This is a genomic window from Aurantimonas endophytica, assembly GCF_014196845.1.
GTDB lineage: Bacteria > Pseudomonadota > Alphaproteobacteria > Rhizobiales > Rhizobiaceae > Aurantimonas > Aurantimonas endophytica.
This window is the reverse complement of record NZ_JACIEM010000001.1, coordinates 352,413-367,183: the sequence shown is the minus strand read 5'-3', so window position 1 is coordinate 367,183 and position 14,771 is coordinate 352,413. Positions and strand designations below refer to the sequence as shown.

The 14,771-nt window shown below is 64.9% G+C and carries 13 protein-coding genes and 1 pseudogene; 3 read left to right on the top strand and 11 right to left on the bottom strand.

What is annotated here, in order from left to right; all coding sequences use genetic code 11:
• Nucleotides 1–380 precede the first annotated feature (380 nt).
• The 9 genes and pseudogenes from GGR03_RS24150 to GGR03_RS01725 form a co-directional block, all read right to left on the bottom strand.
• A pseudogene (locus GGR03_RS24150) lies at nt 381–621 on the bottom strand (thiamine pyrophosphate-binding protein); the annotation flags it as partial.
• Nucleotides 590–2,188: an aminomethyl-transferring glycine dehydrogenase subunit GcvPB gene (gcvPB, locus tag GGR03_RS01760; protein ID WP_183205776.1), complete on the bottom strand. Its 1,599-nt coding sequence runs from the start codon at nt 2,186–2,188 to the stop codon at nt 590–592. The gene gcvPB and the pseudogene GGR03_RS24150, both read right to left, overlap by 32 nt.
• Nucleotides 2,185–3,561: an aminomethyl-transferring glycine dehydrogenase subunit GcvPA gene (gene gcvPA / locus GGR03_RS01755; protein ID WP_210291977.1), complete on the bottom strand. Its 1,377-nt coding sequence runs from the start codon at nt 3,559–3,561 to the stop codon at nt 2,185–2,187. The genes gcvPB and gcvPA overlap by 4 nt, the downstream gene beginning before the upstream one ends.
• 55 nt (nt 3,562–3,616) lie before the next feature.
• On the bottom strand, nt 3,617–4,726 hold the full coding sequence (locus GGR03_RS01750) for an ATP-NAD kinase family protein (RefSeq protein ID WP_210291976.1): 1,110 nt from the start codon (nt 4,724–4,726) through the stop codon (nt 3,617–3,619).
• Between the two features lie 529 nt (nt 4,727–5,255).
• Nucleotides 5,256–6,227 (bottom strand): zinc-binding dehydrogenase, encoded by a 972-nt coding sequence (locus GGR03_RS01745; RefSeq protein WP_183205770.1) that lies wholly within the window; start codon nt 6,225–6,227, stop codon nt 5,256–5,258.
• A gap of 283 nt (nt 6,228–6,510) precedes the next feature.
• Entirely contained in the window at nt 6,511–6,969 is a 459-nt protein-coding gene (locus GGR03_RS01740; protein ID WP_210291975.1) for a nuclear transport factor 2 family protein, read from the bottom strand.
• Nucleotides 6,966–7,250: a MoaF-related domain-containing protein gene (locus GGR03_RS01735; RefSeq protein ID WP_183205768.1), complete on the bottom strand. Its 285-nt coding sequence runs from the start codon at nt 7,248–7,250 to the stop codon at nt 6,966–6,968. Before GGR03_RS01735 ends, GGR03_RS01740 begins: the two co-directional genes overlap by 4 nt.
• Before the next feature lie 238 nt (nt 7,251–7,488).
• The gene (locus GGR03_RS01730) at nt 7,489–7,839 is read right to left on the bottom strand and encodes a nuclear transport factor 2 family protein (RefSeq protein ID WP_183205766.1); all 351 of its coding nucleotides are present in this window, start codon (nt 7,837–7,839) and stop codon (nt 7,489–7,491) included.
• Between the two features lie 84 nt (nt 7,840–7,923).
• Nucleotides 7,924–8,577 (bottom strand): hydrolase, encoded by a 654-nt coding sequence (locus tag GGR03_RS01725; protein ID WP_183205764.1) that lies wholly within the window; start codon nt 8,575–8,577, stop codon nt 7,924–7,926.
• Between the two features lie 378 nt (nt 8,578–8,955).
• Between GGR03_RS01725 and GGR03_RS01720 the strand changes: the two genes are divergently transcribed.
• From GGR03_RS01720 to GGR03_RS01710, 3 genes are all read left to right on the top strand, one after another.
• Complete coding sequence (locus GGR03_RS01720) at nt 8,956–9,891, top strand: pirin family protein (protein ID WP_183205762.1); 936 nt, start codon at nt 8,956–8,958, stop codon at nt 9,889–9,891.
• Between the two features lie 24 nt (nt 9,892–9,915).
• On the top strand, nt 9,916–11,187 hold the full coding sequence (locus GGR03_RS01715) for a DUF5996 family protein (RefSeq protein ID WP_183205760.1): 1,272 nt from the start codon (nt 9,916–9,918) through the stop codon (nt 11,185–11,187).
• A gap of 108 nt (nt 11,188–11,295) precedes the next feature.
• Nucleotides 11,296–12,300, top strand: coding sequence for a zinc-dependent alcohol dehydrogenase family protein (locus GGR03_RS01710; RefSeq protein WP_183205758.1), 1,005 nt, complete (start codon nt 11,296–11,298; stop codon nt 12,298–12,300).
• Between the two features lie 568 nt (nt 12,301–12,868).
• On the opposite strand, the gene GGR03_RS01705 is transcribed toward GGR03_RS01710, so the two are convergent.
• Together GGR03_RS01705 and GGR03_RS01700 are read right to left on the bottom strand one after the other, a co-directional pair.
• Entirely contained in the window at nt 12,869–13,678 is an 810-nt protein-coding gene (locus tag GGR03_RS01705) for a c-type cytochrome (RefSeq protein ID WP_183205756.1), read from the bottom strand.
• Nucleotides 13,675–14,382: a c-type cytochrome gene (locus tag GGR03_RS01700; RefSeq protein ID WP_183205753.1), complete on the bottom strand. Its 708-nt coding sequence runs from the start codon at nt 14,380–14,382 to the stop codon at nt 13,675–13,677. The genes GGR03_RS01705 and GGR03_RS01700 overlap by 4 nt, the downstream gene beginning before the upstream one ends.
• Nucleotides 14,383–14,771: the final 389 nt, after the last annotated feature.

Here is a 14,771-nt window from a genome sequence, read left to right as displayed (position 1 = left end):
GACGGCGCCATGCGCTTCTTCGGCAACCGCCCGATGTCGATGCCTGTTACGAGCCGAACAGCTTCGGCGGCCCGGTGGCTGACCGCTTTTCCGTGAGCCACCGCTGCGCATCGAAGGTCCGGCTGCCCGGTTCGATCACGAGGAGAGCGTCGATTTCAGCCAGCCAAGGGCGGTTCCTGCCGTTCGACGAAGGACAGAAGGCCCGGCTTTACGCCAACATCGCCGCCGCGGCGAGCGGCGTTCCCGACTTCATCCCCGAACGCCGGATCGAGCTTTCCAGCGGTTCATCAGGATTTCGGCGTCTGCGCGCCGCTCGACGCGGTGGACCCACAATTCTGATCACGCCCGGCATCCCCGCCGGTGCGTGCGCCGGTGCGCATAGCCCCCAGCGAAAGGTTGATCGCGGCGGGGCCAAGCGACGAAAGGCAGCCGCCGGGCTCGCCCACCAGCCGCCCATGCGAGGCCGCCATGAAGGCGGCCTGCTCATGACGGGTCAGCATCAGTTCGACGCTGGAATCCGCAGCAACTCCAGGAGGTCGAAGCTGCTCCTCGCTCCCGCCACGCTGAAGATGCGTTCCGCGCCTTCCTCTCAAGCGCTGCGACGAGAAGGTTCGGTCCTTCGGCTTTGTTCGATGCCTTCCGCCTGCACCCGCTTCTTTTGGAACGCGCGCCACGTCATGGCTCGTTTGGAAGGATCGTCGATCATGCCTAGCTTCAGACGGTGGATTGCCTGGTTATGGGGCGAAGTCTTGACGAGCTCCGGATTGCTGTAGGCCTCGTCGGAGATGCGGCTAAGCACAGCGATCCATTGGTCCAGCGCCTCCTTGCCGTACATCTCGCCGGCTTCGGGCGTGAAGGGTTCGGGCAGGAGCCAAGGTTCGTGGCTTGCCCACAACGGATCAATCCCAAAGTCTGTCATCCGGTTCTGAACGTCGTGGATGTCGACGCCCGTCTCCTCCTTCATCGTCTGGAACGAGTAACGCGTCATCTCCATTCTGGGGGTCGTCTGCTCAGGATGGGAGCGGGTCACGCCCCTGATCGCGAGCAGCCCCTTCTCCATGTAGTTGTTGGACATGACCGAAATGTCGGAGGCCTGGGAAACACCGTCGGCGCCCATAGAGCGGGTCCACGCGTAGGCCTTCAGGACCACCTGAACGTTGCCCAGGAATTCCCGGATCTTGCCGACGCTCTGCGGTCGGTCAGCGTCGAGGCGATAGCGGTCTCCATCACGCACCACTAGAGGGGATGGAAGGAAGGGCGCGAGTTCAGCCGAGCACCCATAGGCGCCGGTCGCCGGTCCGCCGACACCGGTCTTCGGCGCGCCGAAGGTTTTGTGCAGCATGAACATGCAAGCGTCAAATCCGAGCTCGCGAGCTCGGAGTTTCGACATGGTGCCGTTGAAGTTCGCGGCGTCGTAGAAGGCCAGACCGCCCGCTTCGTGAACGATGCGCACCCATTCCTTCATGTCGGGATTGTAGACGCCCATGTCATCGGGGTTGTTGACCATGATTGCGGCGGTGCGGTTGGACACCACCGCCTTCAGCGCGTCGAGCGACGGGTAGCCGTTCTCGTCGAGCATCAGGGTAATGACCTTGAAACCGGCCGCCGCGGCGGTGGCCGGATTGCAGGGGTGGGTCTGGATCGTCACGATGACTTCGTCGCGCTGTTCCAGCTCGCCCCTTGACGCGTGATAGGCGCGTGTCACCGCGCAGTTCAAATAGGCCGCCTCGGACCCGCCCCCCGCCTGGAACACGAACTGGTCCATCCCCGACAGTTCGCGTAGCATCAGATCCATGTTGTGCACGATCTCAAGTGCGCCCTGCATCGTGTCTTCATGCTGCAGGGGGTGGAGTTCCGTGATCTCGGGACGCCAGGCCATCTGCTCGTTAATCTGGGGGTTGTACTTCATGGTGCAGGTGCCGAAGAGGCTAATGCCCATCATGCCCAGTGTCTGCTGAGAGAGACGCAGATAATGGTAGAGAACTTCGGGCTCCGACATTTCGGGCAAGGCCGGTTTGTGCTGCCTGCGCATGCCGGACGGGATCAAGTCCGACACGTCGCCGACACGCCGCCGGATCTCGGGTTCCGCGGGCGGAAAGAGCACGCCGCGGCGACCGGGATATCCCATCTCCATGATGACCGGCTCGTTCCAGACGGGGGCCTGATACTGCTTAAGTTCGAGGTTCATAGCGAGATCACCTTCTGAAGGGCGCCAGCCAGGCGCTCGATATCGGAATGGGTATGGATCTCGGTCACGCAGTAGAGAGCGCTCTGGCCGAGTTCGGGGAAGTCGAGGGAGAGGTCGTGGCCGCCGAATATGCCCTCGGCGCGCAGGGCGTCATTGATCTCGGAGACGCTCTTTCCGGCTTCGTCGAAGTTGACGACGAACTCCTTGAAAAAGCCCGAGGGGAAGCTGATCCTGACGCCCTCGAGCTCGCCAAGGCGGTGCGCGGCATGGTGAGCGCGCTGTAGAATGATTTCACCTACCTCGGCGAAGCCCTGCGGCCCCATCATCGCCATGTAGGCTGTCGCAGCGACCGACCACAGGTAGACGGAGTGACCGATCCAGTCCTTGCCTTTTTCGCGTTGGTCGTAGGAAGACTGGTGGAGCATGGCGCGCCCGAACCCAAACTCGCCTGGCTTGATGGTCTCGGCGATACTGATGCACAGCGTCGGATACTCCCCGGCGTAGCGAGGTTCGTCGCGCGTCGCGATGAAACCGCCGACCCCGCCGCCGGCATGGAGGTGGACGCCCAGGGGCTGAATGGTGCCGACGACAATGTCGGCGCCGTAGGCGGACGGCGCGGACAGCACGCCCAGTGAGATCGGGTCGACGCCCACGATGGTCTCGGCGCCGGCCGCGCGGGCGATGGCGGCGATCTCCGCAGCCTGATGGTCGATCACGCCAAGGTAACACGGCACTTCGAAATAGACGGCTGCTGTCTGCTCGCCGACCGCGACCCGCAGATCCCCGAGATCGATCAGCCCAGTCGCTGGATCGTAGTTTACGAGGCGGATGGCGATGTGGTTCGCCATCTCCGGCGGCTCGCAATAGTTGCGGATGATCGAAAGCCGCTCCGGATCGATTGCGCGAACGATCGCCACCTCGTTGCGTCCGGTCAGCCGGGCCGCCATTCGAAGGGCGTGGCCTGCGGCGGTGCCCCAGCTACGCACGGGCATGCCGACCAGATCGAGGTCCAGCAACTCGCCAAGTTGGCTGCAGAACTCGAACCAGGCCTGGTAGAGGCCATGGTCGGAACTGGGCTCGCCATAGATGGAGGTAAGCCATTCGTTGCGTCGGACGATCTCGTCGACCGCCGCCGGAACATGATGTTGCCAGATGCCGGCGCCAAGGAAGCTTAGATTATCCTCCGTGGTCCTGTTCTTCGAGAGAGTCTCGATGAGATGGCGCCGTAGTTCTCGCTCGCTCAAGGCGGGAGGAAGGTCGAGCGGGCGGCTTATGCGGTGGTCCTTGGGGATCTGAACGAACAGGTCCTCGATCGTCTTGACGCCGATCGAATCCAGCATCTCTCGCTGAATTGCCGGCACCGAATTAGCCATGTAGGGATGTGCTAAGACGTCTCTCATCGGGAATACTCCTTGGTGAGGGATTTTATTAGGCCCGAACCTTGACCAACACGGTGCGGTGAGGACCGGTGATGACGGGGATATGTCCCGTCAGCATGGCGTCGACTTCGGGGTCGCCGGTGTCGACCTGCAGGGCGCCGGCGGGCAAAGCGATCAGCTTCTCAATAGTCGAAATCACCGTGATATTGTCGCGTCCCACCCGGCGGATTACCGCAGCGCTGATCTGCTGGTTGCCGCGCCCGAACAGGCTCCCCTGCCCGCCGAGCACGCTGACGAGGATCTCGGCTCGACGCCCCTCGATGATGCGCAGAAGCTCTTGCTCATTGAGATCGAGGCCAATGGCCTTGCGGTCCAGGACCGCATCGACACCCAATAGCGTTGACGGGATGCCAAGGGCGCCTGCCACGCGGCGGGTGGTCGTTCCCGGCCCCAATATGTAGATCCTGCCGTCCCGCATGCCCTCGGCCACTTGCCGGGCCACCGCGTCGAGTGTCTCGTTTTCACCTGGGACCGAGCCCGCCTTGGCATTCTGTACAAGGCGGCGTTCGAACGGGCTGCGCGCATAACCATAAAGCTGCGCCGAGACCGTGCCGGTACGGACCGCATCCTCGTCCAGGTCCATTATTTCGGCATCGCGCAACTGCGCGCGCAGGCTGCCAGACAGGAACAGCGCGGCGACGTGACCGGCGCTGGCGGGCGTCGTGCCGAAGACGGCCGAATGCATCTTCACGCCTGCAGGCACCCCCAACATCGGTACCTGTCGGCCACTCGCGCCGAGTATATCGCGTGCGGTGCCGTCGCCGCCCGCAAAGAGGATCAGGTCGACGCCCCGGTCCGCCATGGATTTGGCGGCCATGCGCGTATCGGCGCTAGTGGGCGATCCCGTGTGCGAAAGATCCAGCACGCGGGGTTCCGTCCCTGCCTCGCGCGCGACCTGCTCACCCATCGGCCCGGCGACGGTCAGGACGTTCACTTGCGGCAACGATGCCTTCAACCGGACGATCGCCTTGGTGGCTCTTTCCCCTGCTGTGGGACGGGCACCGCGACGCATGGCCTCGTGGACGATCGCCTCCCCATCCGTACCCTTCAGGCCGACGCTCCCGCCCATTCCCGCGACGGGGTTGACGATGAACCCCAACAGGGGCGCTCTCCGGCTTTGAACGCTTGTACGATCGGTATCGACCACCCTGCACCTCACTCGCCGTCGTTCGCGTGCGCCGTGCGCGCCCCGTAAGAGCCGGCGTCGGGAGGCCACCTTAGGGAAGGCTTTTGCGAGCTGCGGCGCAGACATTGCCGCGGGGGTGCCAATCTTGCGTTCAATCGCGGCACAAGAGGACGGCCGACGCTTTGCGTTCGAAGCAGGTGCGGTTGGGGCGGGGAGCAGCGCGGGACGGAGGGCGTGCGGTGGCCCCGGTTCCGAGACAGGGTAGCAGGGTGGATTTTTCGGTATCAGGTAGCCAAGCCACCTCCAACGGACGGCAGCTCACGACCCGGTCCAGTCGACCGTCATTTCAAAAGCGAACGTTCGAAAGCGGTTGAACGCGTTCGGGCTGTCGTTGCCGATGTTGATCCGCTGGGAAGCAGGCACCGTGGACCTGCAAGCCCTGATGCTCTTGGCATCACAACGACGCTCGGGCTTCGCGGCCATGCGGCCATGGGCCAGCTGTCTAACTCTGATCGTCGAGGAGAAGAACCGCCTTGCCGACGAACTCTCGACGCAGCAATGCCTTGGCCGTCGTGTCGACGTCATGCCATGGGCCAGTCCACCCGATCACTGGACGTAAGCTTCCGCTTGCCAGCCGCCCGGCCAGATCGGCCAGCAGGTCCGATGCGCTCGCCAGCCTGTCGCTCCGGGTCAGTTCCTCGATCAGGAAAAAGCCGTAGAGCACCGTTCCTCCAAACGCACCGCCCGACCCGAGGCGGAAGCGGCTAGCGTCGAACGTCGTCAGCTTGTCCTCGGAGGCGTCGCCGAAGAGGACGCATACGCCACGCGGTGCCAGCCACATCAGCGCCTCGCCAAGCAAGGCACCTGCAACGCCCTCAAGGATCAGATCGAAGGGTTCGGCAGCCTGAGCCGCTTCCACGCCGACCGCGACCGCGCTAGCCCCGAGTCCCCTCAGGAAATCTGTTTGGGAGACGTCGCGCGTGAACGCGGTCACGTGGGCGCCCGTCGCGGCCGCGAGCTGGATCGCGTAGACGCCGACACCGCCCGTCGCCGCAGTTACGAGAACCCGACTTCCCGGACCGATAGGCTTCTTCCGGAGGGCGATGGCCGCTGTCAGTCCGGCGACGGGCAGCGTGGCGGCCGCTGCGAACGAAACCTCGTCGGGGATCTTCGCCAACCGATCAAGCGGCACGGCGACGCGCTCGGCCCATGCCCCGCTCCAGACTAGTCCCACCACCCGGTCACCAGCTCGGAAGACCGAATCTTCGGGCGCCGCCTCTATGACCCCTGCCAGATCCCAGCCAGGTCGGTCCCCATCCGCTGCCCCGTTCAGCGCACCGCGAACCTCGCCGTTGTTCAGAGAGATCGCTCGGACCCTTACGAGCGCCTCATTCGCGTCTGCTTCCGGCGCGGGCCGCTCGGCTAGAACGAGCCGAGACCCAGCTCCCGCTTTCGAAACGATGACAGCCCGCATGGATTGTCTCCTGTGACCTTAGGATTCCGGCTCCGAGCATGTCCATGACGAACCACGCCGGCCGTCGGCCTCGATTCGGGCGTAGCCCCCGGGGGGGGGCGGCCTCGTTGCAATCCGACAGGAAGGCCGGTCCCGAGCCCGAGGCAATGGTGCAACTGGCGGCGTAGAAACGAAACCGATCCACCTGAGCGAGGCCGCCAAACCATCTCGCTAGGCGGGACCACCTCTGCGAGGCGCTGGACGCATCGGCCCAGGAGCCGGTGATGGACAGCGTGGCTCGCGACTACGCCGGCTCCGGCCCGTCGCGACGCCCCCCTTCTGAGGGTTCGAACATCGGGACGCCACCATGGACCGTGACCGAGACCTCGTTCTGCAGGACGTCCCAGTGCTCGGCCAGCCTGCCGTCCTCGATCCGGAAGATGTCGACGACGATCTGGGGTTCGTCCGCCCAGCCGCGAATCCGGCCGTGGATGGCGACGAGGTCGTCGCCGGCGACGATCAGTCCCGGCTCGTAGAAGACGTGTTCCGGCAGGCCGGCGACGATCGCCTGCAACGCGTCCCGACCTTGGGGAATATTCGGGTTGTGCTGGATGTAGTCCCGGGCGTAGAGCCGTTCCACGGCCGAAGCGTCGTGACGCTGGAAAAGCGAGGTCATCGCCTCGAGGACGAGTGCCTTGTTGCGCCGCGGCCGATCGTCGAAGCTGAGACGTTCGGGCCGTGTGACCACCATCTTCCCGGTCATTCGCAGGAACTGTCCATCGGCAGCGTCGCGAACGAATAGACGAGGCCGCGGTCATAGTCCTGGACGTTGGTGACCGTCGCGCCGTCCTTTTCCCGCCAACTCATGATGAACACGCCGTTCCCGAGCGGAAGCACCTCGATAACGACGATCTCGGTCCGGGCGAATGGGCCTTCCTTGATCTCGAACTGCAATAGCGACGCCGAAAGCAGGCTCAGGCTGACATGGAAGTTCGGATAGGAGACGTCGATCTCCAGTCCGACAGGCAGGCAATGCTTGGTCATTTTCAGCGTCTCCTTCGACGTGGCGGTCAGGGAAGACCAGCCCGGTATCTCATGCGCGGGTCTGGCTCGTTCGGGAGGATGCGACGAGGCGGCCCTTCCGTGCCGGTCGACCTCGACGCGTGGAACCGCGGAACCGGCAAAACGGAGACGCCGCCTACGGACGCAAAGGTCCAGCGGCCGGCCACATGGCGAACAGCGCGAGCGCCACTCAGCGCTTCATCTGCTTTCACGCATCCGGTTAGTCGAGGAAGACGTGCAGGGTTCGGATGAGCCCGCCTTCGACATGCGCGACGTCCGTACCCGTGACCGCAATCGGACCTCCAGCCGGGCCGGCCCGCCACTGCAGGCGGCCGACGCCGTGGTGGCCGGATGCCGGCCTCAACGCGGTGAACACGAAGTCCGGCGGCAGATGCCGCAGAAGGTCCGACACGGCCTGTGAGATCGCTTCGTGCCCCCGCGCCGAACGCTCGGGTTCGTGAAGCTCCGCATTCTCATGGTAGATGTTCCGGATCGCCGAGATGCGCCGTGTGGGGTCGCGTTCGCCGAACACCAGATCAAGATTGGCCTGCATGAGCTTCTCGAAATCCATCCGTGCCTCCTTTGAGTAGCTCCGGTCGGCGCCTTGGAGTACGGGGCCTGGACCGTTCCACGCCGACTCGCCACCCTGCCCAAATCAGCCCGCCGGGCTTGGCACCTTCGTGTTGAGCAGTTGCTGCTCCCACAGATAGGCGATGCCGCTGCCGGCGGCATGCTGGATCATCACCTCGTTCAGCGGCCCGGCGGTCTTGGCCCGCGCCCAGTCGCGCTGCCATTCCGCCGCCAGCGCCATCCAGGTGATTATGTTCACGCCGGCCGCGATCATGCGATGGATGGCGACTTCATGCGCCTCCGTCGAAACGGCGCCGGATGCATCGGTGACGACGGTCACGTCCCAGCCCTCGCCGGCCGCCTGGATCGCCGGCATCGCGACGCAGACCTCGGTCCACAGGCCGGCCAGGACCAGTTGTTTGCGGCCGGTCGCCTTGACCACGTCGACCACCTTGGGATCCTCCCAGGTGTTGATCAGCGTCCGGTCTATGATCTCCTGGGCGGGAAATAATTCGGTGATCTGCGGAAAGATGTGACCGCCGCGATCCGCGACGACGCTGGTCAGGATGGTGGGCACGCCGAAGACCTTCGCGGCCTTCGCCAGCGCGGCCGAGTTGTTGACCACCATATGCGGGTCGTGGCTGTTCAGGTTCGCCAGCTGGTATGGCTGATGGTCTATCAGGACCAGTACGGAATCCTCGGGGCGAAGAAGCGAGGCAAGTCCATTACGAAAAGTCATTCCGGTCTCCAGATATCGGGGAAAGCGCTCGTCGGCTGCTTGAAACTACCGGATGCTCCCAGGCGCTGCGGTGCAGGTCCTGCCCCCTGGTGCCGTTCTTGCTCCCAATCGGGCTCGTCGCTCCGCGAAGACTTGAATTCGTTCGGTTTCCTGGAAAAGCTGCGACGATAATCGCCGACCGAACTGCTGATCGAGTGCCCGGGGACAACCGGCGCCTCGCGGCTGTCGGGCGCTAGCCATGGACAGTCGCGCCGCCATCCCGGTGTTCCGCTTTCTGCGACACAGCTTGGCGGATCGTGGGTCTAGCTGCGGGGTCGGCTGCCGATTAGCACGAGCCTTCGGTGGGATCAGGCGATCCCACAAGAAAGGATGACGCGCATGAGCTGGAACCCTGCCATCGAACCTGGCTGCCCCGACGAGGTCGGGGTCGACGCGATCGAGACCCTCATCGTCCCGCGCTCCCGCGACCTCGGCGGGTTCGAGGTCCGGCGTGCCTTGCCGGCGCCGAAGCGCCAGATGGTCGGGCCGTTCATCTTCTTCGACCAGGCCGGACCGGCCGAGCTGCTGACCGGACAGGGCGTCGACGTCCGACCGCATCCGCATATCGGCCTCGGCACGGTCACCTACCTGTTCAAGGGCGACTTCCATCACCGCGACAGCACCGGCGCCGACCAGATCATCAGCCCCGGCGCCCTGAACTGGATGGTCGCCGGTCGCGGTGTCACCCATTCGGAGCGCACTTCTGCGACGGCGCGGACCGGTCCGAACAGCCTCTTCGGCATCCAGACCTGGCTGGCCCTGCCGGAAAGCCACGAGGATGTCGCGCCGAGCTTCGAGCATCACGGCAAGGAGACGCTGCCGGTCATCGAAGACCGCGGCGTCTCGGTTCGCCTCATTCTCGGGAACGCCTTCGGGGAGGTCGCGCCTGCAACGATGCTCTCCGAGACGTTCTACGCCGACGTCAGACTCGAACCGGGAAGCCGGCTGCCGATGCCGGACAACCACGAGGACCGCGGCATCTACATCGTCGAAGGCTCGATCTCGGTCGCCGGACAGGAATTCGAGGCCGGACAGATGATGGTGTTCCGGCCCGGCGATCGCATCACGGTGGCCGCCGGCGACCGGGGCGCCCGGATGATGATCCTCGGCGGTGCGACCTTCGACGGACCGCGATTCATCTGGTGGAACTTCGTCGCCTCGTCGCAGGAGCGCATCGAGCTCGCCAAGGCCGAATGGCGCGCCGCCAACTGGGGCAAGGGACGCTTCGATCTGCCCGTCGACGACCGCAACGAGCACATTCCCCTTCCCGATTGACCGGAACGAGCCTGGAGAACCGACATGACCAAGTGGCCCGACCTCGATTACCTCAGCTGGCGCGAGACGTGTTCAGCGCTGCATCTCTACCTCCAGATCGCCGGCAAGTATCGGCTCGCCCACACGCCATGGCTCAACCATTCGTGGAACGCGACCTTCTACGTGACGCCGCGCGGACTGGCATCCTCGCCCATTCCCGATGGCCCGGGCATCGAAATCCTGTTCGACCTGCGCGATCACAGGGTGGTGGGCACCTGCGGCAACGGCCAGCGGGCATCGTTCGACCTCGAGCCGATGACCGTCGCGGCGTTCCACGCCAGGTTCGTCAGCCTGATCACCGAGCTTGGCGGCACGCCAACTTTCCACGGCTCGCCGAACGAGGTGCCCTACCCGGTTGCCTTCGCCGAGGATGAGCGCGACCGGCCCTACGACCGCGAAGCCGTGCAGCGCTACCATCAGGCCCTGGTGGCGGTCGACAGGGTGTTCAACCGGTTCCGCACGTCGTTCCTTGGCAAGTCCAGCCCCGTCCACCTGTTCTGGGGCGCGCTCGACCTCGCCGTGACCCGGTTCTCGGGCCGGCGCGCGCCGCTCCATCCGGCGGGCATCCCCGCCCTGCCCGACGACGTGGCGCAGGAGGCCTATGACCGCGAGGTGTCCTCGGCGGGTTTCTGGCCGGGTGGCAACGGCATCGACTATCCCGCCTTCTACGCCTACGCCTATCCGGCCCCGGCCGGCTACCGGGCGGCGGCGGTCCAGCCCGATGCGGCATTCTGGCATGAAGGCTTGTCGGAGTTCATGCTGCCCTACGACGCCGTCCGGACGGCGGCCGATCCCGACGAGGCGCTGATGGCGTTCCTCGTCTCAACCTACGAGGCCGCCGCCGACTTAGGCGGATGGGACCGCGACCTCCTCGAATGCGCGCAGGGAGCGCCGCGGCAGATCCGCCGGCCAGACGCCGGGACGGTCATGCCCGCGGCCTCGAGCGGCGACGAGACGGTCGAGCGGGAGGATGGCGCGTCGAAGGGACGCTACCGCCTCGTCGCCGACGGCGTGGAGGCCGAGATGACCTACAGCCGCGCCGGCGAAGGCCTGATCATCATCGACCACACGGAAGTGCCCGCGGCCTTGCGGGGCCGCAAGATCGGCGAGCGACTGGTGCGCCAGGCGATCGAGGACGCCCGCCGCGAAGGGATCGCCATCATGCCGCTTTGCCCCTTCGCCAAGGCCCAGATCGGACGGCATCCGGAATGGCAGGACGTGGTGCGCCAGCGACAGGAGGGTGGCGGCGCTAGCTGATCGGCCGCCCCGTGGCTCTCGGGAAGATCGCCGCAAGGAGATCCCGGCAATGATTGTTTGGCTGGTCCCAAGGAGCCTGCCACTAGTTGGATTTGATGAGGTGAGATCATGGCCGATACCATGAAGGCAGTCGTCCTGGAAAAATTCGGTGGCTACGATGCGTTCGTGCTGCGCGATGTTTCCGTACCGGCTGTCGGACCGCGACAGGTCCGGGTGCGCGTCCACGCCACCGCCATCAATCCCCTAGACTATCAGATCCGCCGTGGCGACTATGTCGATTACGTGCCGCTCCCCGCCATCATCGGCCACGACGTTTCCGGAGTCGTGGAAGAGAAGGGAGCGGACGTGAGTGAGTTCGAGATAGGCGACGACGTCTACTACACGCCCAAAATCTTCGGCGGCCCCGGCTCATATGCGGAGCAGCACGTTGCCGATGTCGATCTGGTCGCTCGCAAGCCGCGCAATATCAGCCATCTGGAGGCCGCCAGCCTGACGCTGGTCGGGGGTACGATCTGGGAGGCGCTGGTGACCCGCGCCCAGCTAGCCGTCCATGAAACGATCCTGATCCACGGTGGCGCCGGCGGTGTGGGCACGGTGGCGATCCAGCTTGCCAAGGCGATGGGTGCACGGGTCATCACGACGGCGCGCTCCGGCAACCACGACTTCGTCCGTTCGCTCGGAGCAGACGAGGTCATCGACCACACCTTAGATGACTACGTCTCGGCCGTGGGGGACCTGACGCATGGGCACGGGGTGAACGTCGTATTCGACACGATCGGCGGCGACACCTTGGCGAAAAGCCCAATCGCGCTTGCAGATGCCGGACGGGTGGTCAGCATCGTCGACATCGCACAGCCACAAAACTTGATCGAGGCGTGGGGCAGGAATGCCGCCTACCATTTCGTGTTCACCCGGCAGAACCGCGGCAAGCTCGACGCGCTGACCACCCTCGTCGAACGCGGCCTGATCAAGCCGGTGATCGGTGCGGTGCTGCCTTTGGCCCGCGTCGGCGAAGCGCATGAATTACTCGAAGCCGGAAGCTCCCGTGGGCTTCGAGGCAAGGTGGCGATCGATGTTGTGGGCCAGACCGTCGAGCTTCCCACGCAGCGATAGGTAGGACAACGCGACCATAGCGCGCGTATGGCCCCTACTCGACAGAGGATCGCCCGACCGCGCCCGACATGATGGCAAGGCTTGGCGACACGCGCCGCCACGAGCGCGCGGCCAGCTCGAGGCCAACTGCTTGGGCAAGCCGCTCCACCTGGTTGTGGACGTCCCCAATGGGCAGGCGAGCGTGAACAAGTCGCTCCCTCCATGGCTGAGCAATCGCTGCCACTTGGCCGCGCTCCGAGCCTCGTCCTGGATCGTCTCGGAGGTGTCGCGTTGGCAACCCCAGGGAAGCGAAGCGCGAGAGCGGGAAGATGGCGAGCGGCGTCACAACAGCACCTGCGAGGCCGCCACCGGGTAATCAACGAACATCGTGGCCAACACGACCGTCTCGGCGGCAATCACGGGCTCCGCGAGCCGGTGCCGCATCACCCTCCATTATCTCCCTGCGACTTCCATATCTTGGGTCGTCCAGGTCACCCCTCCATGCAAGTCGGATCGTGTGTGCGCTTTGATCCCTGCGGATGGGGGCTCATAGTTGCAGCAAGCGAACCTCTCCAAGCAGGGCTAGCGGTTACCGGCCGTGTGAGGAGGATGTCGGCTCCTGCGCCAACATCCTCTGCGTGCGCTCCTGGGGTGCGGGGGGTCGGGTCTGGCTGTTGATGAACGCACCGACATCCCATGCGTCCTGCGGGGGAAGCGTGCCACCCTGTCCAAGCGGCATGTTCGCTGCGACGAAGGCTGCGGCGGTGCCAGTCCGCGCCATGCCTGCCCCCGCGTTATAGGATTTCTCGCCCCACAACGGCGGGAAGACCACCGTGCCTTCCGCGCCCTGTCCGCCGCCATCCGCTCCGTGGCAGATCGAGCAGCGGTTCGCGTAGACCACCGCGCCCCGGGCCGGGCTCGGCGGAAGCGGGGCCGCATCCAATTCGGGAAAGCCGCGCGTCAGGACGACGGCCTCTCGGACCGCGTTCTCCGAAAGCCGACGCGCATAGGCTGTCAGTGCCGTCACGACATCGCCATCCGCTGGCGGAGCCACGCCGTTCAGACTGAACTCGAAGCACTCCTGCAGACGCTCGCCGAAGGTGATGTCGCGCTTGTCCCGGGCGCTGTAGGCCGGGAAATGGGGATAAGCGGCTGAAATGGGCGCGGCGCCGGCATGCCGGCCTGCATCGATGTGGCAATTCGAGCATGAGAGATCGTTTCCCACATACGCGGCCGCGTACCGTTTCGTCTGACGGAAGATGTCGCGTCCGTGGCTGACCAGGGCATCGCCATCCGCCATAGAACCGTTATCGGGGTGTAGCCAGGAGCGGCCGGCGAGAACGGCAACGACCGCCGCCAGAGCGACAAACAAGACGGCGGCGCCGACCCGGGTCCTCATCGCTGCGCGTCCTGCTCGACGTTTCGAACGGGCAAGCTTGCATAATACGCAGCGACCGCTCGTATATCGGCTTCCTCCAACCTGACCGCGACGGTGCCCATGAGGCTCAGCGGATCCCCCGACCGATGGCCTTCTCGCCACGCTCTCAATTGGTTCTCGATGTACTCGAAGCGCTGGCCGGCCAGTCGTGGGAACACCTCACCGACACCGACGCCTTGTGGCCCGTGACACTGGTTGCAGGCAGGAAGGTTGTCGGCCCAGCGACCTACGGAAGCGAGATGCTCGCCGGTCGCGAGAAACGAGGCCTCGAACATTTCGTAGTCGTCCGGCTTGGGCGTGGCGAGACCGGCATAACACGCCGCAAGCGCTCGGCCGGCGTCGTCCGTCAACTGCCGCGCGACCTCCCCCATCTCGCTGTTTTGTCGCTCCCCATCGCGGAAAAGTCGCAACTGCCTTTCCAGATACGCCGCGCTCAAGCCCGCTAGCCGCGGATAACCGTCGGTGGCCCGCCCGACCCCTCCTTCTCCGTGGCAGCGCGAACAGTCCGGCACGGCGAGATCCCTTGCCGCGATCGTGCAGGGCCCCTCAACCGGCTGGGCCATCACTTTGGGCACGAGCAGCAGAAGCAACGTCGCCAAGACGGAAGAAGCAGGCATGAACGTGACTGACCGGCGTCTCCGCACGACATTTTCCATCGACGTCATCGATCCTCCAGCGGCCTATAGCGCCGCAACAAGCGGGAGATGCTCGGTTCAATAGGCAAGCTGAGATGACCGGTCGCCTGGATACAGGCCGAGCTCGCTGAAGGGCTTGCGGCGCGTTGATCTCGGCCCTGCCGTCATTCCACTGCCCTCTCGCCGCGACCTTCAGCTTGCAAGCCAGCGATATGACTACATTCGACAAAGAATTTCACAAGACATCGTGCAACGGGTTAATGCACCGGACATCACTACTTCCACATGCTCGCCGCTCCTTGGGCAGGGCGTGTCGACGGCGTGACGTCGCTCACCAGCGTGCTTCAACTGGCGCAGGGATGGCGCAAGGGCGCTGGGCGACTTCCGCTCGCCGACAGATCCATGCTAGCGACGAAGCG

Excerpts from the sequence above, each read along its gene's own strand:
- gcvPB (WP_183205776.1), bottom strand. The coding sequence starts at position 2,188 with ATGAACCTCGAACTTAAGCAGTATCAGGCCCCCGTCTGGAACGAGCCG.
- gcvPA (WP_210291977.1), bottom strand. The coding sequence starts at position 3,561 with ATGGCTAATTCGGTGCCGGCAATTCAGCGAGAGATGCTGGATTCGATC.
- GGR03_RS01745 (WP_183205770.1), bottom strand. The coding sequence starts at position 6,227 with ATGCGGGCTGTCATCGTTTCGAAAGCGGGAGCTGGGTCTCGGCTCGTT.
- GGR03_RS01740 (WP_210291975.1), bottom strand. The coding sequence starts at position 6,969 with ATGACCGGGAAGATGGTGGTCACACGGCCCGAACGTCTCAGCTTCGAC.
- GGR03_RS01735 (WP_183205768.1), bottom strand. The coding sequence starts at position 7,250 with ATGACCAAGCATTGCCTGCCTGTCGGACTGGAGATCGACGTCTCCTAT.
- GGR03_RS01730 (WP_183205766.1), bottom strand. The coding sequence starts at position 7,839 with ATGGATTTCGAGAAGCTCATGCAGGCCAATCTTGATCTGGTGTTCGGC.
- GGR03_RS01725 (WP_183205764.1), bottom strand. The coding sequence starts at position 8,577 with ATGACTTTTCGTAATGGACTTGCCTCGCTTCTTCGCCCCGAGGATTCC.
- GGR03_RS01720 (WP_183205762.1), top strand. The coding sequence starts at position 8,956 with ATGAGCTGGAACCCTGCCATCGAACCTGGCTGCCCCGACGAGGTCGGG.
- GGR03_RS01715 (WP_183205760.1), top strand. The coding sequence starts at position 9,916 with ATGACCAAGTGGCCCGACCTCGATTACCTCAGCTGGCGCGAGACGTGT.
- GGR03_RS01710 (WP_183205758.1), top strand. The coding sequence starts at position 11,296 with ATGGCCGATACCATGAAGGCAGTCGTCCTGGAAAAATTCGGTGGCTAC.
- GGR03_RS01705 (WP_183205756.1), bottom strand. The coding sequence starts at position 13,678 with ATGAGGACCCGGGTCGGCGCCGCCGTCTTGTTTGTCGCTCTGGCGGCG.
- GGR03_RS01700 (WP_183205753.1), bottom strand. The coding sequence starts at position 14,382 with ATGACGTCGATGGAAAATGTCGTGCGGAGACGCCGGTCAGTCACGTTC.